A 19,841-nucleotide genomic window follows, 5' to 3' on the forward strand; every position below is an offset into this window, starting at 1 on the left:
AGAGAGCACCCCATGAGTGACACCAGCGGACAGGGCATTCCGGAACCGGAAGGCCCGGCCAACCTGATCGATACCGAATACGAGGTCGGTCAGGACAATATCTCGATGTCGGTCGGCCCGTTCGGCCTTGATATCCACAATCCGGTCTTCGCCATTTCAGGTCTGACCATCGTTGCTTTCGTCTTTGTCACGCTGGCTTTTCAGGACAGCCTCGGCCCGGCCTTCAACGATCTGCGCGATTGGCTGACGGGAACCTTCGACTGGTTCTTCCTCACCGCCGCAAACATATTCGTGCTTCTGTGCCTGTTTCTGATCGTCTCGCCCTACGGCAAGGTCCGCATCGGCGGCAAGGACGCGACACCGGACTATTCCTATTCCGGCTGGTTTGCCATGCTGTTTGCCGCAGGCATGGGCATCGGGCTGATGTTCTATGGCGTCTCCGAACCGATTTCGCATTTCTCGTCGTCCGTCGCCGACAATGCCGGCACCGCGGAAAGCTGGGCGCCCCTTGCCGGAGCCCCGGGAAACAATGCCGAAGCACGCGATCTCGGCATGGCCGCGACGATCTTCCACTGGGGTCTGCACCCCTGGGCGATCTACGCGATCGTCGCGCTCGCGCTGGCGCTGTTTGCCTACAACAAGGGCCTGCCGCTGACCATGCGCTCGGTGTTCTACCCGATCTTCGGTGAACGCGTCTGGGGCTGGACCGGTCACATCATCGACATTCTGGCGGTGTTCGCCACGCTGTTCGGCCTCGCCACATCGCTGGGGTTCGGCGCCGAACAGGCCAATGCCGGCCTCAACCACATCTTCGGCATCCCGGTCAGCGATGTCTCCAAGGTGGTGCTGATCGTCGCGATCACCGGCGTGGCGCTGATGTCGGTGGTGGCCGGCCTCGACGCCGGCGTCAAGCGCCTGTCCGAGATCAACATGGTGCTGGCCGCCCTGTTACTGGTCTTCGTGCTGCTGGTCGGGCCGACTGTGGCGATCTTCACCGGCTTCTTCCACAATCTCTATGAATACGCGCGCTACCTGCCCGAACTGTCCAACCCGTTCGGGCGCACGGACGACAATTTCCGCCAGGGCTGGACCGCCTTCTACTGGGCCTGGTGGATCTCCTGGTCGCCTTTTGTCGGCATGTTCATTGCCCGCGTCAGCCGCGGACGCTCGGTGCGCGAGTTTCTCGTCTGCGTTCTGATCATCCCGTCGCTGGTCTCGGTGTTCTGGATGACGGTCTTCGGCGGAACAGCCATCGACCAGCTCGTCAATGACGGCTACCAGGCCGTCGTCGACGCACCGCTCGAGCTCAAGCTGTTCGCCATGCTCGAAGCGCTGCCGCTGCAGCAGATCACCTCGTTCATCGCCATCGTGCTGGTGATCGTGTTCTTCGTCACCTCGTCGGACTCCGGCTCGCTGGTGATCGACACCATCACCGCCGGCGGCAAGGTCGACGCGCCGGTGCCGCAGCGCGTCTTCTGGGCAAGTTTCGAGGGTCTGGTCGCCATTGCGCTGCTGCTCGGCGGTGGATTGGGGGCCTTGCAGGCGATGGCGGTCTCGACCGGATTCCCCTTCACCATCGTGTTGCTGCTCGCCTGCTTCGCCATCCTCAAGGGATTGCACAGCGAACCGCGCTGACACCATCAGGGGCCGCCGTCTGTAACGGCGGCCCTCTTCGTTCCGGCAGGTCCGTCCGGCCCGCCAACCGCTGCAACCGTTCAAGGCCAACCGCAGACGACAAAAGGCTTATGTCCTCCCGCTGACCTGCCTGCCACGCCAGAGGATGAACAGCCCCGAGACGACGATCAGCCCCGATCCGACCACCATGGCGAGGCTCAGCCGCTCGCCGAACAGGACGATCCCGAGCGCAATGCCGAACAGCAGCCTCGAATACCTGAACGGGGTGACAGCCGACACCTCTCCGGTGCGCATCGCCTTCATCAGGCAGGAATAGGCGGTGACGCCGGCAAGAACAGCCCCCAGCACATAGAGCGATATCCGGGCATCAGGCATCACGAAAGCGACGCCTTGCCAGGCCGAGTACAGGCCGCCGGCAACGATAATGGAGATGAAGCCGTACAGGCCGAGGATCGCCGTGCTCATTGTGGCCGGTGCGGCGCGGCTGGCCAGATCACGTCCGGCAAATCCGAGCATGCCGAGAACCGCCAGAAGCGAGAGCATCGAGAACCCGTCCGTTCCGGGCTGAATGATGACAACGACCCCGGCAAGCCCGAGGAAAATCGCGGTCCATCTGCGCCATCCGACCTTTTCGCCAAACACCACGGCCGCGCCCGCCACCACCACAAGCGGCGTCGCCTGCAGGATCACTGTGACCGCCGACAGCGGGATCAGCGAAAGCGCAAGTACATAGAACAGACGACCGGAGACCTCGAATACCACGCGGATCAACATCGGCCGGGAAACAACGCCCGGATTGTACAGCGGTTGCTTGTTGATGAGCGCCACGAAGGCGAAAGCAAGAGCGCCCCCGAGACCGAAAAGGACGAGAACCTCGCCGACCGGCAGCATCGTGGACGCAGCCTTGATGAGGGCATCCTCGATGGCAAAAACCGCCATCGCCGCGATCATCCAGGCACTGCCTGCCAGGTTGGCCTTGCGGTCCGTCGCAATGTGATGTGTCAAGGGAAATCCAGTTCTGGCTTGGTCGGGCGATCTCAACCGCTTCGCCAGTTAACCAAATAAGACCGGGGCTTCAACACATGAACTGATCAAGCAAAACAATTGATCCGGCCATCACAAAAGTGAACATCACCGGGGCTCACCCGATCGCCATATCCAGCCCGATGTCGAGAGTGGGCGCAGCCATGGTGATCTTCGAGGTCGAGATGTAGTCAACGCCGGTCTCGGCGATGGCCCTGATCGTGTCGAGATTGACGTTGCCCGAGGCCTCGAGCTTGATCGGGCCGCCGCTCCTGGCGGCATTCATCGCCACCGCCTGCCTGAGCATGTCCGGCCCCATGTTGTCGAGCAGGCAGACATCCGCCCCCTCATTCAGAACCTGCGCAAACTGCTCGAGCGTGTCGACCTCGATCTCGATCCTGACCAGATGCCCGGCAAAGGCCTTGGCGGCTCTGAGTGCTTCGGCAATGCCGCCGGCGACGGCGATATGGTTGTCCTTGATCAGGATGGCGTCATCGAGCCCGTAGCGATGCGACGAGCCGCCGCCGCAGCGCACGGCATATTTCTCCACGGACCGGAGCCCCGGTATGGTCTTGCGGGTGCAGGTAACCCGGGCCTCGGTGTGAGCAATCGCATCCGCAAACCGCGCCGTGTAGGTAGCAATCCCCGACAGATGCATGAGATAATTCAGCGCCACCCTTTCGGCTGACAGAAGCCCGCGTGCAGGGCCCGAGATCCGGGCAATCAACGTGCCCGGCTCCACCCGCGCACCGTCAGCCACCAGCGCCTCGAAGCGGATCGCCGGATCAATCAGCCGGAAAGCGGTCGCAGCCAGCGGCAGCCCGGCGATGACGCCTTCTTCGCGGCTATTCATCTCGGCGGTCGCCTGTTTCTCCGGGCCGATCGTGGCGTTCGAGGTGATGTCGCCTGCCCGGCCGAGATCCTCGATGAGCGCTGCGCGCACCTGTTCCTCGACCATCAGCTGCGGCAGTTCGGGAAGATAGGCATGTGTCATGGGTCAGCCCTCCAGCAGGTCGGGAATGATGGCATGGGCCTGATCGAGCGTCACCAGCGTCCGCCGTTTCCAGTCCGCCTGTTCTTCCGGATAGTCGGTGCGGAAATGCCCGCCGCGGCTTTCGGTGCGGTTGAGCGCGCAGACCGCGATCAGTTTCGCCGTGGTGATGACATTGTCGAAGCGGACCGAGTGGCTTTCCCGCGCCAGGTGCAAAATCGTGTGAAGTGCGGCACGCATGCCCTCGCCGTCGCGCAGCACACCCAGATTGGCGCTCATGGTCTTGCGCAGGGCCACCATGTTGGGATGGTCGTTCTCGGTGATGTGCTCGGTCGTCGTCACCGAGCCATCCTGCCAGTTTGCAGGCGCATCGGGCTTGATCTCGCCCTTCAGCGTCTCGGCGATGCGGGCGGAGAACACCACCGCTTCCAAGAGCGAGTTCGACGCCAGCCGGTTGGCGCCGTGCGCGCCGGTCGAGGTGCATTCGCCGCAGGCCCAGAAGCCGGGCAGCGAGGTCCGGCCATTGATGTCGGTCCAGATCCCGCCCATGAAATAATGCGCCGCCGGGACGACCGGGATCATCTCGCTGATCGGGTCAATGCCGGCCTCCCGGCAGTAGCCGTAGACCGTGGGAAATTCTTCGGCAAATCCTGGCACCGCCGTGCGGCAATCGAGAAAGGCACCCCGCCCGGCCTTCACCTCGGCGAAGATGCCGCGCGCCACCACATCGCGCGGCGCCAGTTCCGCATCCTTGTGCAGCGGCAGCATGAATCGCTCGCCGGCAGCATTGTGCAGCGTCGCGCCATGGCCGCGCAAGGCTTCGGTGGCGAGCGGCGCCGGGTCCTTGCCGACATTGATCGCGGTCGGGTGAAACTGCACGAACTCCATGTCGGCCATCCGTGCGCCGGCGCGCGCGGCCATGCCGATGCCGCCGCCGCGCGCCTCGGTCGGGTTGGTCGTCACCTCGTAGAGATGGCCGATGCCGCCGGTGGCCATCACCACGTTCGAGCCGGTGATCCGTTGCAATTCCTCGCCGCTGCCGGCGCTGTCCCGGGCGATGACGCCGGTCACCCGGCCCTCTTCGACAATCAGATCCTCGACCACATAGCCTTCCAGCACCCGGATCGACGGCCTCTTGCGCACCGAGGCGACCAGCGCCTCCATGATGGCGCGTCCCGCCATGTCGCCCCTGACCCGCACGATCCGGCTCTCTGAATGCGCGGCCTCACGGCTCACCGCCAGATGGCCTTCGAGATCGCGGTCGAACGGCACGCCGTAGCCGAGCAGGTCATGGATCCGGTCAGACGCCTCCGACGCCATCATCCGGATGATCTTCTCATCGACAATTCCGTCGCCGGCAATGATGGTGTCGTTGACATGGCTTTCGATCGTGTCGCCGGGCCCGACGGCGGCGGCGATGCCGGCCTGCGCCCAGGCCGAGGACGCGCCGCGGCCGATCGGGGCGGCGGCCAGAACCGTCACCGCCTTGGGCGCCAGTTTCAGCGCGCAGAACAGCCCGGCAAGCCCGCCGCCGATGATGACGACTTCGTCGGATCGCTTGGCCGCTTGCGGCTGATGAACGGCAATCGCTGTCGACGCCATGGCGTACTCCCTGCTGGACGAGTGCGGCGCTGCGGCCGCCAGGCCAGAACGTCAGTTCTTGAGGTTGATCATCCGCTCGACCGCCAGGCGGGCGCGGTCGGCAATCGCCGGATCGACCACAACCTCCTCGGTCATGGTGAGCAGGCTGTCGAGGATCTTGGGCAGGGTGATCCGCTTCATGTGCGGGCACAGATTGCACGGCTTGACGAAGTCGACGCCCGGAACTTCGCTCTCGATGTTGGACGCCATCGAGCATTCGGTCACCAGCAGCACCCGCGGCGGCCGATTGTCCTTGACGTAGTTGATCATGCCGGAAGTCGAGCCGGAATAGTCGCAGACCGCGATCACGTCCGGGTGGCACTCGGGATGGCCGATGATCTGGATGGTCGGATCGGCTTCCTTGTAGGCGAGCAGTTCCTCAGCCGTGAAACGCTCGTGCACCTCGCAATGACCCTTCCAGGTCAGGATCTTCTTCTTGGTCTGCTTGGCGACATTCATCGCCAGGTATTCGTCGGGAATGCACAGAACCGTGTCCGACTCGAAGCTTTCGCAGACGGCAACGGCATTCGACGAGGTGCAGCAGATATCGGTTTCCGCCTTCACGTCGGCCGAGGTGTTGACGTAGGTCACAACCGGCACGCCGGGATAGCGCTCCTTCAAGAGCCGCACGTCGGCGCCGGTGATCGAATCGGACAACGAACACCCGGCCCGCGCGTCAGGGATCAGCACGGTCTTGTCCATGTTCAGGAGTTTCGAGGTCTCGGCCATGAAGTGCACGCCGCACTGGATGATGATCTCGCCGTCGACCTTTGACGCCTCGCGCGCCAGCTGCAGCGAATCGCCGACGATATCGGCAACGCAGTGAAAGATGTCCGGCGTCTGGTAGTTGTGCGCAAGGATTGCCGCTCCGCGTTCCTTCTTGATCCGGTTGATGGCGTGGACATAGGGCGCGTAGACCGGCCATTCGATTTCCGGGATGTGCTGGCGCACACGCTCGTAAAGATGCGCCGTCTCGCGCGCTACCGCCGGGGTATATTTCAACTCCGGACGCTCCATTACGCCGAACCGCTCCGCTGCACTTTGCGCCTGCCTTGCGGCCTGTGCGTTCGTGCCTGTCTCCAACCGGGTCATGGCAAACCCTCCCGTCATCATCCATTATGCTCACTTTGAGCATAATGGGGTTTCAAAAGAACCCGGCAATGCCGGGGAACCCTTCACATAGGACTTTGCCTTTCCGAATGCAAGTCGGCCGGCCATTGCCACTGACAGGCGGCGGTTGGGGATTACTTGAACAGCTTGCTTTTCTCCGCGTCCTCCGCAGGCGCGGCAGCGGGTGTCTCGGCAAGCGCCTTTTCAAGTGTATACTCGGCCTGCCCGGCATATTTCAGCGCCGGATTGATCCCGATCCCGAATGCATTGGCCACGCCACCCAGCATGTGCTCGATTCGCACCGACCCGTTGCTGTTTTCGTCGGAGACGAATGTGATCGCCATGTGCTCGGCATCGCCTTCCGCGCCGATCACGTCGCCGATCGGCTTGGAAAACAGGCCGACCTTGTTCTCCGCGGCCACCTTGGCCCATTCCGGCGCCTTGCGCAGATGCGCAATGAACGTGCGGGCCTGATCGACGGTCATAATAATCGAATGGCCGCCGCCCTCCGCGCCGTCCTGGGCCGGGACCACGATGGATGCCATCAGCAAGAGGCCGCGATCCTTGTCCGGCACAGCCGAGCAATAGGTGAACCCGGTCCGATCGGTCGAGAGGTCGGTGACCTGCGCCGGATCGCCGATGATGGCGCCAAACGGCGTGATGACGAATTGGCTTTCGGGATCGAACGTCGCCCGGCCCGGATCGAAGTCCTGAGCGCCGGCGCCTGACACGGCCCCGAACAAAAGGCCGGATATCATCGCCGCTGCAAATACGCCCTGTCTCATTGCCCTGTCTCCTGCCGGTTCCAACACCCTGGCAAGCATTCCCCCGGCAGCGGCCCCTGTCAACAAAGGCGCGGTTCAGCTCTTGTTGCCCGACCGGTTCCCGGTGCGCAGCAGCACCCGTTGATAAAACCGGCCGATGACCATCAGCGAGACTCCAAGTCCGATGAAGGAAAAGGCTCGCAAGGCGCCGGTCAGCGCCGACATGTCGATCAGAAACACCTTCGCGACCGTCAGCGAGATGACCGCCGCAGACGCCGCCCGTAGGGGCAACGACCGGAGCACCAGTCCCAGCGCCAGGGTACAGCCGCCCATGATCAGCCACGCCACCGAGTAGGCCCAGATCTCCGCATCCGACGTGGTCCGGAGAAACCCGACCTTCTCGCCCTGAAACCCGTGCCGGACCATCAGCGACACATAGAGGAACAGCAGCACGGCACCTGTTGCGCCATAGCCGATCCGGTACCAGCCGGGCCGGGTTGCCGGCGCGAGATAGCCGGTCAGGGCGGCAAGCAGGCCGGGGATCAGGTAGCCCGGAAGCAGCAGGTTGAACACCCGCCCTTCGCCGACGGCCGCCTGGCTGAGGAACGGATTGAAGACAGCGATCAGCCCGATCACCATCGCCGCGATCCCGAGCGCCCCGACCACCAGCGAGGCCAGCGGAAACACGCTCGCGTCGCTGCGCCGGGCGGCCCATTGCAGCCCGATCGAGAAGCCCAGCGCCGCAATCGACTGGGTCGCCATGTCGATCAGGCCGAAAGGCGCGCCGGCAATGTCGCCACCGGCGATGAAGTGGCGCAGCTCCAGCGCCACGAACAGACCGGCCAGAGCCAGACCGAAGGCGATCACCAGTTCGCCGGGCCGGCGTCCGCCCGATCCGCGCAACGCCAGGCCGCCCCAGATCAACAGCGCGGCCGGCAGGGCGATGATCACGACCAGCCAGTTGAACAACGGCGTCGACCCGATGACATCGGCGGAAAACGGTGCATTGAAATAGAGCCCCGATGAGGCCAGCAGGGCCAGCACCACGGCAAGCCACCCGAGCGCCGGCACCGGCCGTCTGCCATGGATCTGGCAGGCGCCGGCAGCGGTGACCGCAAACCCCAGCGGGATCCATTGACGTGTCAGCAGGATGGCGACGGCCAGCCCCGCGAGCGCCACTGCGCCCACCGCCAGCCATGCCGGGGCCGCGGCCGACCAGTCATCCGCTCTGGCGCGGCCGAACTTCTCGGTCAGCCCGACCATCATTGCCGAGAGCGCCAGCGCCGCGAGCCCGGTCGGAACATGGGTTTCGAACGGGGCGATCGACAGATAGATCGCCGCCATGGTCAGGACGGTAATGGCGCTCACCGCAACCGACAGCCGCCCGGCCGCGATCGGGGCGGTCGCCGCTGCCCTGAGACCGAAGAAGACGGCAAGCAGGAAGGATGGAACCGCCAGCAGCAGGCTGTTGCGGACAAAGCCGCCGAGATCCGGCGCCATCAGGCCGTCGCGGATATCGAGACCGGAGGTGATGCCCGCGATGACCGGGAAATCGATCCTGAGCGCCAACAGCGCCACAACGATCAGCACCGTCGAAAAAGGGGCTATGAGCGACAGCGACGGCCAGACCCCGCCGGCGGCCACCATCAGCGCGGCGAGACCGGACACCAGGAGCAGCAACGGCACCTGAGTGTCCCAGGTCAGGATGGCGAGAACGCCAACCAGGACGACGCAAAGCACGGCCCCGATCGCAAGCCGCGCCGCCGGCCGGTCCTCGAGCGGATCCGGACGCGCCTCGATGCCGGCGACCAGGCTTGTGACGTGAACGGCAAACAACGCCACGAGCAGAAGTCCGAGGGTGAACCAGGCTGTCAGCGTCGAGATCGTCAACAGCAGCAAGGCCAGGACAGTCGACCCGGCGATCCCGCCGATCGCCAGCCAGCGCCAGCCGCGAATCCGCGCGACACCCATGACCGAAGCGGTCACCACCAGGATATGGGCGCCGAAGGCCACCGGATTGGGTTCCTGCGAGGAGACGAGCAGAGGCGACGCATAGGCACCGATCAATCCGAGAGCCGCGAGTTTCGGGCCGTGAACCGCGGACAGAAGCAGGCTGGCGATACCGAGAACGGTCAGGCCGACAAAGGCGATGGCCGGGCCGATAAAACCGTAGAGCGCGTAGGCCGCATAGAGCGTGCCGAAGGCGCCGATTGCACCTGCCCCGGTCAGGATCCCCGGAATGTCGGCACTCATCAGCGTCGGCATCGCCTCCCGCCGGTCGCGGCGGCGTATGAATTCACCGGCGCCGAACAGGGCCAGCGACATCAGCGTGCCCATGGTCATCCGGGCGCGCGGCCCGAGCAGACCCGCCTCGATCGAGTAGCGCGCCAGGAACAGAACCCCCAGGGCAACCGCCAGTCCGCCAAGCAGCGCCGACCAGCGGCCGCCGATCAGGCTCTCCAGGTCCATGCCCTTGCCAGGGCTCGGCGCGTCTGCAGCGGCGACCTCCGGCGACCCGGCCTCGGTCTCGCCGCGCGGCTCGGAACCGGTCTCGACGACGTCCGGCCGCCCGGCATCGGCACCGGTTGCAAGCCGGGCAGCATCTGCCGCCTCGGCGGCCTTCGGCTCAAGGTCCTCCGGTTCCGGCCCGGTGCCCGTGCTTTCAGGCGCATCCCGCAGCAGCTCTGCCGGTTCATCGCCAGTCTCGGTGCCGGAGGCCGCGGCTTCCCCGGCCGGAAGCCGGTCGAGCTGACGGCGCAGCAGTACCAATTCCTCGGCCATCCGGCGTTGTTCAAGCGAAACACTGCGCACCCACAGGGCCAGGGCGATCAGAAGCAAAAAACCAAGCAAGGAGAACATGCGGAAATCCAGTAAAGTGAATGGTCCCGGTTATACACTGTCACAGCCGTCCACAACCATGGTGTGCGAAATCAGCCGCCAGTGTCGACTTTCGCGGTTAACGAGTGGCGAACATCAATTCTGCTGATCCATTCCTTCAATCAAATGCACTTGTCGAATGGATGGAATCCCCTAAAGTCGCCGCACATTCCAGGAGCCATCCATGTCCGAAACCCGCCCCTCCCCAGCCGTTCCGCCGCTGCCCTGGCTGATCATCATTGCCGGCTCGCTGATCGCGCTTCTGTCCTTCGGACCGCGTTCGGCCATGGGCTTCTTCCAGCTGCCGATGCTTGCCGAAACCGGCTGGGACCGGACCACTTTCGGGCTCGCCATGGCCATCCAGAACCTGTTCTGGGGCCTGGGACAGCCCTTCTTCGGCGCGATCGCTGACAAGTACGGCACATGGAAGGTGCTGGCCCTCTCGGCAATCGTCTATTCGGGCGGGCTCTTCCTCATGTCGGTCGCTCCGACGCCCGGCTGGTTCTACATCGGCGGCGGCGTGCTCGTAGGCCTTGGCATCGCCTCGGCCTCCTTCGGCATCGTACTGGCTGCCTTCGCCCGCAACGTGGCGCCTGAACGCCGCTCCATGGCCTTCGGCATCGGCACAGCCGCGGGCTCTGCCGGCATGTTCGTCTTCGCGCCTTTGAGCCAGGGTCTCATCGACGCCTATGGCTGGCACGAGGCGCTCATCTGGATGGCCGCGATGATGTTCATCATCCCATTCCTGGCCATTCCGCTGCGCGGCAACTCCAATTCGGGCACCCAGTCGGCCCTGCAGTACAAGCAGTCGATCGGTGAAGCCCTGCGCGAGGCGCTCGGCCACAAGAGCTATCTCCTGCTGGTCTCCGGCTTCTTCGTCTGCGGCTTCCAGGTTGCCTTCATCACCGCACACTTCCCCGCCTATCTGCGCGACATCGGTATAGATAGCTCCTATGCGGTGTTGTCGCTGGCGCTGATCGGCTTCTTCAACATCATCGGCTCGCTCACATCCGGCTATATCGGCCAGCGCTATTCCAAGCCGATGGCGCTTGTCTGGATCTATATCGGCCGCTCGATCGCGGTGACCGCGTTCCTGCTCTTGCCGCAGACCAGCACCTCGGTGGTGATCTTCGCCATTGTCATGGGCCTGCTCTGGCTGTCGACAGTTCCGCCGACCAACGCACTCGTCGCCATCATGTTCGGCACCGGCCATCTCGGCATGCTCGGCGGCCTCGTCTTCCTGTCCCACCAGGTCGGCTCGTTCCTCGGCGTCTGGCTCGGCGGTTACCTCTACGACATCTTCGGCACCTACAATCCAGTCTGGTGGCTGGGCGTGGCGCTCGGCCTGTTTGCCGCCATCGTGCACTGGCCGATCAGGGAACAGGCGGTGGAACGGCCTGTGCTTGCGCCCGCGGAATGAAGGCATTTGCCCCTGAGGGCTGACCAAGGGCAACCTCCCCAACCCCTTGAGGCCCGCATTCCAAGAATGCGGGCCATTGATGACATCTGTCATAAGCCTGTTACGCAAAATGGTACATTTGCATCCATCGGGGTCAGTCCAACACGATGGAGACAGCCATGAACGAGATGTTCAAGCCAGAAGACGCACTCATCAATCTCACCGAGATCCGTGAAGCCGAGGAAGATGTCGGCCGCAACCCGTCGGACAACCCGACCATGGGCGACATCATCAACCGCCGCTTTTCGCGCCGCAGTTTTCTCGGCGGCTCGCTCGCCGTCACCGCCATCGCCTCAACCGTCAGCCCGCTGGCGCTGATGATCGTCGACGAGGCCCGCGCCGAAGGCATGAGCGCCTTCTCCTTCACCGAAGTCGAAGCCGGCGTCGATGAGACCCATCACGTTGCCGAAGGCTATGATGCCGATGTGCTCATGCGCTGGGGCGACAAGGTGTTTGCAGACTCGCCCGAATTCGACCCGATGAACCAGACGCCTGAAAGCCAGGCCCGGCAGTTCGGCTACAACAACGATTATGTCGGCTTCGTGCCGCTTGACGACACCGGCGATCACGGCCTGCTGGTCGTCAACCACGAATACACCAACGCCGAACTGATGTTCCCCAACTGGGCCACCATCGGCAAGGACGGCGACGGCAAGGACAAGGTGATGATGGGCGAGTTCACCAGGGACATCGTCGACATCGAAATGGCGGCCCATGGCGGCACCGTCATCGAGATCCGCAAGGAAAACGGCAAGTGGACGCCCGTGCTCGACGGCAAGATGAACCGCCGCATCCATGTCGGCACGGAAATGGAACTGACTGGCCCGGCCGCAGGTCACGACCGGCTCAAGACCAATGCCGATCCGTCCGGCACGAAGGTGTTCGGCACGCTCAACAACTGCGCCGGCGGCGTCACCCCCTGGGGCACTTGGGTGATGGCCGAGGAAAACTTCCACGGCTACTTCATGGGAGACCTGCCGGAAGGCCATCCGGAAGCCGCCAACTACAAGCGCTACGGCGCGCCGGCCGGCTGGTACAATTGGGGCGCTCACCACGACCGTTTCGATGTCTCGAAGGAGCCCAATGAACCCAACCGTTTCGGCTGGGTGGTTGAGGTCGACCCGATGGACCCGAATTCGGTGCCGAAGAAGCGCACGGCCCTGGGACGCGTCAAGCATGAGGGCGCCGAGAGCGTTGTCAACAAGGACGGCCGCGTGGTGCTCTACTGCGGCGACGACGAGCGCTTCGACTATGTCTACAAGTTCGTCACCGCCGGCACCTACAATCCCGACGACCGCGCCGCCAACATGGACCTGCTTGATGACGGCACGCTCTATGTCGCCCGCTTCAACGACGATGGCACGCTCGACTGGCTGCCGCTGGTGCACGGTGAAGGCCCGCTCACGGCCGGCAACGGCTTTTCGAGCCAGGCCGACGTGGTGATCGAGGCCCGCCGCGCCGGTGACCTTCTCGGCGCCACCAAGATGGACCGCCCCGAAGACGTTCAGCCCAATGCCATGACCGGCAAGGTCTATTGCATGCTGACCAACAACACCCGCCGCAAGGAGGGCGACGAGAACGCCGCCAACCCGCGCGCCAAGAACGCCTTCGGCCACATCATCGAGATCAGCGAAACCGATGGCGATTTCGCCTCCACGAAATCGACCTGGGAAATCCTGCTCAAATGCGGCGATCCGTCGGTGGCGGAGGTGGGCGCCAGCTTCTCGTCGGCTACTACCACGAATGGCTGGTTCGGCATGCCCGACAACTGCGCCATCGACGCCGACGGCCGGCTGTGGGTGTCAACCGACGGCAACTCGGCCAAGAAGACCGGCCGCGCCGACGGGCTCTGGGCCGTCGACACCGAGGGTGAAGCCCGCGCCACCTCGAAGCTGTTCTTCCGGGTGCCGGTCGGCGCCGAGATGTGCGGCCCGCTGTTCGATCCGAAGGGAGAAACCGTCTTCCTCGCCGTCCAGCATCCCGGCGACGAGGGTCTGGCCACCTATGAGCAGCCGGCAACGCGCTGGCCCGATTTCCGTGACGACATGCCGGTCCGCCCGGCCGTTGTCGCGGTCACCAGACAGGGCGGCGGCAAGATCGGCATGGCCTGATCGCCACCGGACAACCGCTTCCAACAGCAAAGGGCGCCAGCGGCGCCCTTTGTCGTTCCGATGACCATCGTTCCGCCCGGCTTTACAAGCCGAGCTCCGTCAACCCCGGATGATCGTCGGGCCGCCGCCCCTGCGGCCAGTGAAACTTGCGATCGGCTTCCGCGATCTCGACATCATTGATGCTGGCATGTCGGGCCATCATGTAGCCCGCCTCGTCGAACTCCCAGTTCTCGTTTCCGTAGGAGCGGTAACAGGTTCCTGCCGCATCGTGCCATTCATAGGCAAAGCGGACAGCAATGCGGTTGCCGGAACATGCCCAGAGTTCCTTGATCAGCCTGTAGTCGAGCTCCCTCTCCCACTTTCGTGTCAGGAACGCCTCGATCTCGCTGCGCCCGTTGATGAACTCCGAGCGGTTCCGCCACTTGCTGTCCGGCGTATAGGCCAGCGCGACCTTTGCCGGGTCGCGGCCGTTCCAGCCATCCTCGGCTGCCCTGATCTTCTGGGCAGCCGTTTCTTCGGTGAACGGTGGGAAAGGAGGCCGCGACATTACCAGGAATTGTAGCCGAGGAACTTGCCGGACATCTCGATCTTGACGCGGTCGCCCTTGGGATTGGCGACACGGGTGATCTGCATGTCGAAATCGATGGCCGACATGATGCCGTCGCCGAATTCTTCCTGGATCAGCGTCTTGATCGTCGGCCCGTAGACGCCGACGATTTCGTAGAGCCGGTAGATGCAGGGGTCAGTCGGCACCGCCTGTTCCCAGATCTTGGTCGGGTATTCCTGCAGCACCAGGGCAGCTTCCTGCGGCAGGCCCATCACCGAGACCATCGCCTCGGCCTTGTCCTTGGGCATGGCGTTCATGCCCATTGCGGCCGAGTGGGTCCAGACCGGCGACATCCCGATCTTCTCGGCGATCTCCTCCCATTTCATGCCGGTCGTCCGCTTGGCCGAGAGGATCATTTCAGTCACGTCTTCCTTGGTCATCATTTTTGCCATGATGAGGTCTCCTGGTTTGGGTGTTAAACGGCGAGCTTGCTGGGCGCACGGACAGCCGGCGCGGTCTTGTCGATGCGGACCGTCGCCGGCCTGTTCTCGGCGGCATCCGTCGGCCCGGCGAGTTCCTTCGAATGCTTGCCGAGGAACTGCACCAGATGATTGCGGATCGCGTAGTAGTTGGGATGTTCGACGATCTCGATCCGGCTGCGCGGCCGCGGGATCGTGATCTCGACGGATTCCGCCACGCGCGCAAAGGGTCCGTTGGTCATCAGCAGGATGCGGTCGGCGAGCAGAATGGCCTCATCGATGTCGTGGGTGATCATGAAGACGGTCTGGTTGGTGCCCGCCCAGACCTTGAGCAACTCGTCCTGGATGGTACCGCGCGTCAGCGCATCGAGCGCCCCGAACGGCTCGTCGAGCAGCAACAGCTTCGGGCTGATCGAGAACGCCCGGGCGATCGACACGCGCTGGCGCATGCCGCCCGAAAGCTGGCTCGGCTTGCGGTTGAATACATCCGCGCTCAGCCCGACCATTTCCAGATGCTTCTTCGAGTGATCCAGCACCTGGTCCTTCGACCAGTCCGGATAGCGGGCGGCGACGGCAAATGTCACGTTCTTGAGCGCGTTGAGCCATGGAAGCAGCGAGTAGTTCTGAAACACCACGCCGCGATCGAGGCTCGGCCCGGAAACCTCCTTGCCGTCCATGATGACGACGCCCTCGGTGGCCTCGGCCAAACCGGCGAGAATGTTCATGATCGTCGACTTGCCGCAGCCTGAATGGCCGAGAATGACGACAAACTCGCCGCGCTCGATGCCGAAGCTGGCATTCTCGAAGATCGTGGTCTGGCCGCCCGCTCCGTCCGGGTACCTCTGGCTCAGGCGTTCAACGCTCAGAAAAGCAGTGCTCACGGGGTCTCTCCTATTCGCTGTAGACGACAAAGCGCTGCAACACGCCGAACATGGCATCGAGCGCCATGCCGACGACGCCGATCATCAGGATCGAGAAAATGACCGAGGTGAGATCGAGGTTGTTCCACTCGTTCCAGACATAGTAGCCGATGCCGGTTCCGCCGACCAACATCTCGGCGGCAACGATCACCAGCCAGGCAATGCCGATGGAAATCCGCATGCCGGTCACGATCGTCGGCGCTGCCGCGGGCAGGATCACCATGAAGGCTGTGCGCAGCGCGCCCAGTTCATGGGTTCTGGCCACGTTGACCCAGTCCTTGCGCACCCCGGCCACCCCGAAAGCGGTATTGATCAGCATCGGCCAGATCGAGCAGATGAAGATCACGAAGATCGCGCTGGTCTCGCTGTCCTGGATGATGAACAGCGCCAGCGGCATCCATGCCAGCGGCGAGATCGGCCTGAGCACCTGGATGAACGGGTTGAGCGCCTTGTAGGCGACCGGCGACATGCCGATGAGGAAGCCTAACGGAATGGCGATGAGTGCCGCCAGAAAGTAACCGGCCAGCACGCGGTAGATCGAGTATCCGATCTGGATGCCGATCCCCTTGTCGTTCGGACCCGCGTCATAGAACGGGTCGCTCAACTGTTCCCAGGCCTTCTCCAGGACCTGGCTCGGCGGTGGGACGCCGGCCTTCTGCGCGCCGCCGCCGGTCAGGCGCTCATACTCGGTCAGCTCGCCTGCCGCCTTCTGGCCGGGAATGACGGCCTCCCACAACAGGAGGCCGGCAAACAGCAGGATGAACGAGAGGAGCGCCGCGCGCTTGTTCACGGACATGTCGGTCATGCGTCAGGCTTTCTTGATTGCAAAGCTCGCGACGTAGTCTTCCGGCGTCGCGGGATCGAAGGTCTTGCCCATGATGACGTGCGACTTGTAGCTTTCCGCCGGGGCGTCATAGCCCAGATCGGTGAGGATCTTGCGGGCGTCGGACGCCAGGTACACCTGCTCGGCCACCGCCTTGTAGTCGATATCGCCCTCGATATAGCCCCAGCGTTTCATCTGGGTGAGGATCCAAACGCCCATCGAGTGCCAGGGGAACGGGTCAAAATCGATGCGGTCGGGCACTTGCTTCACTTCCCCAAGTCCGTCCGCATAGGTTCCGGTCAGCACCTGCTCGATGACTTCGACCGGCTGGTTGAGATAGTTGGTCGGCGCGATCGCCGCCGAGATCTCTTTCCGGTTGTCAGGGTTGGAGGCGTATTGCGTGGCGTCGATGATCGCCTTGAGCAGCGCCCCGTAAGTGTTGGGCAGCTCGGTGGCAAAGGAGAGCGGTGCTGCGAAGGCACAGCAAGGGTGCCCTTCCCAGATCTCCTTGGTCAGGATGTGGATGAAGCCGATATTCTCCCACACCGCGCGCTGGTTGAAGGGATCCGGCGACAGGTAGCCATCGAGGTTTCCGGCGCGCAAATTGGCGACCATTTCCGGCGGCGGCACGACGCGGATCTGGATGTCGACATCCGGATCGAGACCGTGCTCGGCCACGTAGTAGCGAAGCAGGAAATTGTGCATCGAATATTCAAACGGCACGCCGAAGGTGAAGCCCTTCCACTGCTTCGGATCGCGCTTGTCTTTGTGCTCGTTCGACAGCACGATGGCCTGGCCGTTAATGTTCTCGACCGCGGGCATGATGTAGGGCTCGGCCACCGAGCCGGCGCCGAGCGTCATTGCCAGCGGCATCGGGGTGAGCATGTGACTGGCGTCGTATTCGCCTGCCAGCGACTTGTCGCGCGCCACCGCCCAGCCGGCGGTCTTGATGACCTGCGCATTCAGCCCGTAGCGCTCGTAGAAGCCAAGCGGCTGCGCCATGATGATCGGCGTTGCGCAGGTGATCGGAACGAAGCCGATGTTGAGGTCCGTCTTTTCCGGCTTGCCGAGCGTGTCGAGCAGCGCCGCCTTTGCCTTGTCGATCGGGAAAATCGACGCGAGAGCGGCGGCAGCCGTCCCTCCCCCGACCAGACCCATGAAGGAACGGCGGCTGATATCGGAATGCCCGAACACGGACCGGACGATGGCGCTTTCGATCGCGCGCTCCATCATCGCCTCGCTGGACTGCAAAGTGCTCTCTTCGCGAATGCCGGATGTCGGTGCACAGGCGGAGCATCCGCACTTGGCGCCATGCCTGAGATCGGCCTTGCTCGAGAAGGGATCGTTTAGACTTTTGACTGTCATCGGTTTCTCCTGCGATAAATCCTGAGATCAGGTTAGCGGCTCAAACCCGGAAATCCGCAAAATTCGGGATTCCATCCAGATTCAATAAATTATTGATTTTACTTAAATATCAGGAGTCGCTTCAGGTAAATTAATTACGATTTTTCGTAATTTACGAAATTTCGTTGATTTTTTATGTTGCAGTGCGCAATCTGATGCGATGGAAAACGACACCCCCTTTCTGCACAGCCATGTGCAATCGAGTATCCTGCCGGCCATCGCGCTCGACACGCACAACGGCCTGATCGTTGCGGCCAATGGCGCCGCCAGCCTGTTGCTCGCCGATGAGCACCTGCGCGGCAAGGATTTCGCGGCCTTCCTGGTCGGACGCCTGCCGGAACTTATCGTCTTCACGGAAAAGGTCGACCACTACAGGACCAGCTGGACCCGCGACCTGCCGATCGTCAGCGCCGAGGGACGGGAGATCGCCACGGAAATCCACGGCACCATGATCGGGCATTCCGGTGCAGCCTATCTGGTCATGCAGATCATCGACATGGAGGCTTACGACACCCGCTCCCAGAATGTTTCCACCCACAACCTGCACGCCCGGGGGCTGATGGAATGGGACCGGGCGCGCGATTTCTTCCGGGAGATGGAAAACGAGAACCGGCTGATCCTCGATGCGGCGGGTGAAGGCATCTACGGCATCAATCTCGAGGGCAAGACCACCTTCGTCAACAATGCCGCCCAGGAGATGCTGGGCTGGACCAAGGAAGACCTGCTCGGCGAGGACATCCACGCCATGATCCACCATCACCATCTCGACGGCAGGAAATATCCCTCACGCGAATGCCCGATCTACCATTCGTTCCGCAACGAACAGGTCAACCGGGTGGAAGACGAGGTGTTCTGGCACAAGAACGGCCGGCCCATCCAGGTGGAATACACCTCCACCCCGATCTACGACCAGCAGGTGCTGGCTGGCGCGGTGGTCATCTTCCGCGACGTGTCCGAGCGGCGCGAGAACGAACGCAAGCTGCGCGCGGCGATGGACCAGATCGAGGCGCTGCGCGAACGGCTCGAGCAGGAAAACGAATATCTGCAGGAAGAGATCCGCAATGTCCGTTCCCACTACGATCTGGCCGGCTCCTCGCCCGCCATCATGCGGACCCTGGCGCAGATCGAGCTGGTGGCCAAGACCCAGAGCAACGTACTCATCACCGGTGAAGGCGGTACCGGCAAATCGCTGATTGCGTCCGCCATTCACAAGTCGAGTTCGCGCGCCCGGCGGCCGATCATCCGCATCAACTGCGCCGGTATTTCCCCCTCGACCTTCGAGAGCGAACTGTTCGGCCATGTCCGCGGCGCCTTCCAGGGTGCCATCCACGACCGCACCGGCAAGCTGGAAATCGCCAACGGCGGAACGCTGTATCTCGACGAGGTTTCCGAAATCCCGATCGAGCTCCAGGGCAAGATCCTCAAGACCCTGCAGGAACAATCGCTGGAGCGGCTCGGCGACAACCGCATCAGCAAGATCAATGTGCGCGTCATCGCCTCCTCGAGCAAGGATCTGACCACCTGCATCAGGAACGGCACGTTTCGCCAGGATCTCTACTTCTATCTCAACGTGTTTCCGATCGAGTGCCAGCCGCTGCGCGAACGCCTGTCCGACATCCCCGAGCTGACGCAGCACTTCCTCACCCTCGCCTGCGAGCGGCTGAACCTGCAGAAGCCGACGATTACCAAGGCCAATATCCGGCAACTGCAGGATTATCACTGGCCCGGCAATGTCCGGGAGCTGCAGAACGTGGTCGAGCGCGGGGCCATCCTGTCGCGCGGCGAGAAGCTGATCCTCGACCTGCAGAAAGGCCCGGGCCGGCCCAGCGCTGCGGAGCACGCCGACATCCTGACCGAACAGCAGATGCATGACTTGCAGGTCAGCAACATCGTCGCCTGCCTGAAACGATGCGGCGGCCGCGTTTCCGGGGAAGACGGCGCGGCCCAACTGATGGGCATCAAGCCCACAACGCTCTATTCCCGCATCAAGAAGTTCGGCATCGTCCTGGACGAAGCCGAGTAGACGGTCGCCACCGCGACCGTGCCGGCTTGCGGCT

Annotated in this window: 15 protein-coding genes; 4 read left to right on the forward strand and 11 right to left on the reverse strand. The window is 63.3% G+C overall.

Annotation, left to right across the window (positions count from 1 at the left end; all coding sequences use genetic code 11):
* Positions 1-12: 12 nt before the first annotated feature.
* A complete protein-coding gene (locus O4H62_RS09405; protein ID WP_269387244.1) occupies positions 13-1,635 on the forward strand; it encodes a BCCT family transporter in 1,623 nt (540 codons plus the stop codon).
* A 108-nt stretch (positions 1,636-1,743) separates the two neighbouring features.
* Here O4H62_RS09405 and O4H62_RS09410 read toward each other — a convergent pair whose 3' ends face one another.
* The 6 genes from O4H62_RS09410 to O4H62_RS09435 form a co-directional block, all read right to left on the reverse strand.
* On the reverse strand, positions 1,744-2,640 hold the full coding sequence (locus O4H62_RS09410) for a DMT family transporter (RefSeq protein ID WP_269387245.1): 897 nt from the start codon (positions 2,638-2,640) through the stop codon (positions 1,744-1,746).
* A 136-nt stretch (positions 2,641-2,776) separates the two neighbouring features.
* Positions 2,777-3,652, reverse strand: coding sequence for a carboxylating nicotinate-nucleotide diphosphorylase (gene nadC, locus O4H62_RS09415; RefSeq protein WP_269387246.1), 876 nt, complete (start codon positions 3,650-3,652; stop codon positions 2,777-2,779).
* A 3-nt stretch (positions 3,653-3,655) separates the two neighbouring features.
* Positions 3,656-5,251, reverse strand: coding sequence for an L-aspartate oxidase (locus O4H62_RS09420; protein ID WP_269387247.1), 1,596 nt, complete (start codon positions 5,249-5,251; stop codon positions 3,656-3,658).
* A gap of 51 nt (positions 5,252-5,302) precedes the next feature.
* Positions 5,303-6,382 carry a quinolinate synthase NadA gene (gene nadA / locus O4H62_RS09425; protein ID WP_269387248.1) on the reverse strand — a complete coding sequence of 360 codons (1,080 nt, stop codon included), beginning with the start codon at positions 6,380-6,382 and terminating at the stop codon, positions 5,303-5,305.
* A gap of 152 nt (positions 6,383-6,534) precedes the next feature.
* Positions 6,535-7,185 (reverse strand): hypothetical protein, encoded by a 651-nt coding sequence (locus O4H62_RS09430; RefSeq protein WP_269387249.1) that lies wholly within the window; start codon positions 7,183-7,185, stop codon positions 6,535-6,537.
* Between the two features lie 75 nt (positions 7,186-7,260).
* Complete coding sequence (locus O4H62_RS09435; protein ID WP_269387250.1) at positions 7,261-10,023, reverse strand: DUF2339 domain-containing protein; 2,763 nt, start codon at positions 10,021-10,023, stop codon at positions 7,261-7,263.
* 202 nt (positions 10,024-10,225) lie between these two features.
* On the opposite strand from O4H62_RS09435, the gene O4H62_RS09440 reads away from it, so the two are divergent.
* On the forward strand, positions 10,226-11,461 hold the full coding sequence (locus O4H62_RS09440) for an MFS transporter (RefSeq protein ID WP_269387251.1): 1,236 nt from the start codon (positions 10,226-10,228) through the stop codon (positions 11,459-11,461).
* 158 nt (positions 11,462-11,619) lie between these two features.
* On the forward strand, positions 11,620-13,611 hold the full coding sequence (locus O4H62_RS09445; protein ID WP_269387252.1) for a PhoX family protein: 1,992 nt from the start codon (positions 11,620-11,622) through the stop codon (positions 13,609-13,611).
* 82 nt (positions 13,612-13,693) lie between these two features.
* On the opposite strand, the gene O4H62_RS09450 is transcribed toward O4H62_RS09445, so the two are convergent.
* Genes O4H62_RS09450 through O4H62_RS09470 form a run of 5 tightly spaced genes read right to left on the reverse strand, consistent with a single transcriptional unit; the run spans position 13,694 to position 17,745 of the window.
* Positions 13,694-14,158, reverse strand: a complete 465-nt coding sequence (locus tag O4H62_RS09450) for a nuclear transport factor 2 family protein (protein ID WP_269387253.1) — start codon at positions 14,156-14,158, stop codon at positions 13,694-13,696.
* Positions 14,158-14,610 (reverse strand): cyanase, encoded by a 453-nt coding sequence (gene cynS / locus O4H62_RS09455; RefSeq protein WP_269387254.1) that lies wholly within the window; start codon positions 14,608-14,610, stop codon positions 14,158-14,160. Before cynS ends, O4H62_RS09450 begins: the two co-directional genes overlap by 1 nt.
* A gap of 23 nt (positions 14,611-14,633) precedes the next feature.
* Positions 14,634-15,518: an ABC transporter ATP-binding protein gene (locus O4H62_RS09460; RefSeq protein ID WP_269387255.1), complete on the reverse strand. Its 885-nt coding sequence runs from the start codon at positions 15,516-15,518 to the stop codon at positions 14,634-14,636.
* Between the two features lie 10 nt (positions 15,519-15,528).
* Positions 15,529-16,362 (reverse strand): nitrate ABC transporter permease, encoded by an 834-nt coding sequence (gene ntrB, locus O4H62_RS09465; protein ID WP_269387256.1) that lies wholly within the window; start codon positions 16,360-16,362, stop codon positions 15,529-15,531.
* 3 nt (positions 16,363-16,365) lie between these two features.
* Positions 16,366-17,745 carry a CmpA/NrtA family ABC transporter substrate-binding protein gene (locus tag O4H62_RS09470; RefSeq protein ID WP_430538400.1) on the reverse strand — a complete coding sequence of 460 codons (1,380 nt, stop codon included), beginning with the start codon at positions 17,743-17,745 and terminating at the stop codon, positions 16,366-16,368.
* 199 nt (positions 17,746-17,944) lie between these two features.
* Between O4H62_RS09470 and O4H62_RS09475 the strand changes: the two genes are divergently transcribed.
* Positions 17,945-19,807 carry a sigma 54-interacting transcriptional regulator gene (locus O4H62_RS09475; RefSeq protein ID WP_269387257.1) on the forward strand — a complete coding sequence of 621 codons (1,863 nt, stop codon included), beginning with the start codon at positions 17,945-17,947 and terminating at the stop codon, positions 19,805-19,807.
* Positions 19,808-19,841: the final 34 nt, after the last annotated feature.

The organism is Parahoeflea alexandrii (assembly GCF_027214025.1).
Classification (GTDB): Bacteria; Pseudomonadota; Alphaproteobacteria; order Rhizobiales; family Rhizobiaceae; genus Hoeflea; species Hoeflea alexandrii_A.

What these genes read in the sequence shown, in the direction of transcription:
- O4H62_RS09405 (WP_269387244.1), top strand. Translation starts at nt 13, where the DNA reads ATGAGTGACACCAGCGGACAGGGCATTCCGGAACCGGAAGGCCCGGCC.
- nadC (WP_269387246.1), bottom strand. Translation starts at nt 3,652, where the DNA reads ATGACACATGCCTATCTTCCCGAACTGCCGCAGCTGATGGTCGAGGAA.
- cynS (WP_269387254.1), bottom strand. Translation starts at nt 14,610, where the DNA reads ATGGCAAAAATGATGACCAAGGAAGACGTGACTGAAATGATCCTCTCG.
- O4H62_RS09420 (WP_269387247.1), bottom strand. Translation starts at nt 5,251, where the DNA reads ATGGCGTCGACAGCGATTGCCGTTCATCAGCCGCAAGCGGCCAAGCGA.
- O4H62_RS09445 (WP_269387252.1), top strand. Translation starts at nt 11,620, where the DNA reads ATGAACGAGATGTTCAAGCCAGAAGACGCACTCATCAATCTCACCGAG.
- O4H62_RS09450 (WP_269387253.1), bottom strand. Translation starts at nt 14,158, where the DNA reads ATGTCGCGGCCTCCTTTCCCACCGTTCACCGAAGAAACGGCTGCCCAG.
- O4H62_RS09430 (WP_269387249.1), bottom strand. Translation starts at nt 7,185, where the DNA reads ATGAGACAGGGCGTATTTGCAGCGGCGATGATATCCGGCCTTTTGTTC.
- O4H62_RS09470 (WP_430538400.1), bottom strand. Translation starts at nt 17,745, where the DNA reads ATGACAGTCAAAAGTCTAAACGATCCCTTCTCGAGCAAGGCCGATCTC.
- nadA (WP_269387248.1), bottom strand. Translation starts at nt 6,382, where the DNA reads ATGACCCGGTTGGAGACAGGCACGAACGCACAGGCCGCAAGGCAGGCG.
- O4H62_RS09475 (WP_269387257.1), top strand. Translation starts at nt 17,945, where the DNA reads ATGGAAAACGACACCCCCTTTCTGCACAGCCATGTGCAATCGAGTATC.
- ntrB (WP_269387256.1), bottom strand. Translation starts at nt 16,362, where the DNA reads ATGACCGACATGTCCGTGAACAAGCGCGCGGCGCTCCTCTCGTTCATC.
- O4H62_RS09435 (WP_269387250.1), bottom strand. Translation starts at nt 10,023, where the DNA reads ATGTTCTCCTTGCTTGGTTTTTTGCTTCTGATCGCCCTGGCCCTGTGG.
- O4H62_RS09440 (WP_269387251.1), top strand. Translation starts at nt 10,226, where the DNA reads ATGTCCGAAACCCGCCCCTCCCCAGCCGTTCCGCCGCTGCCCTGGCTG.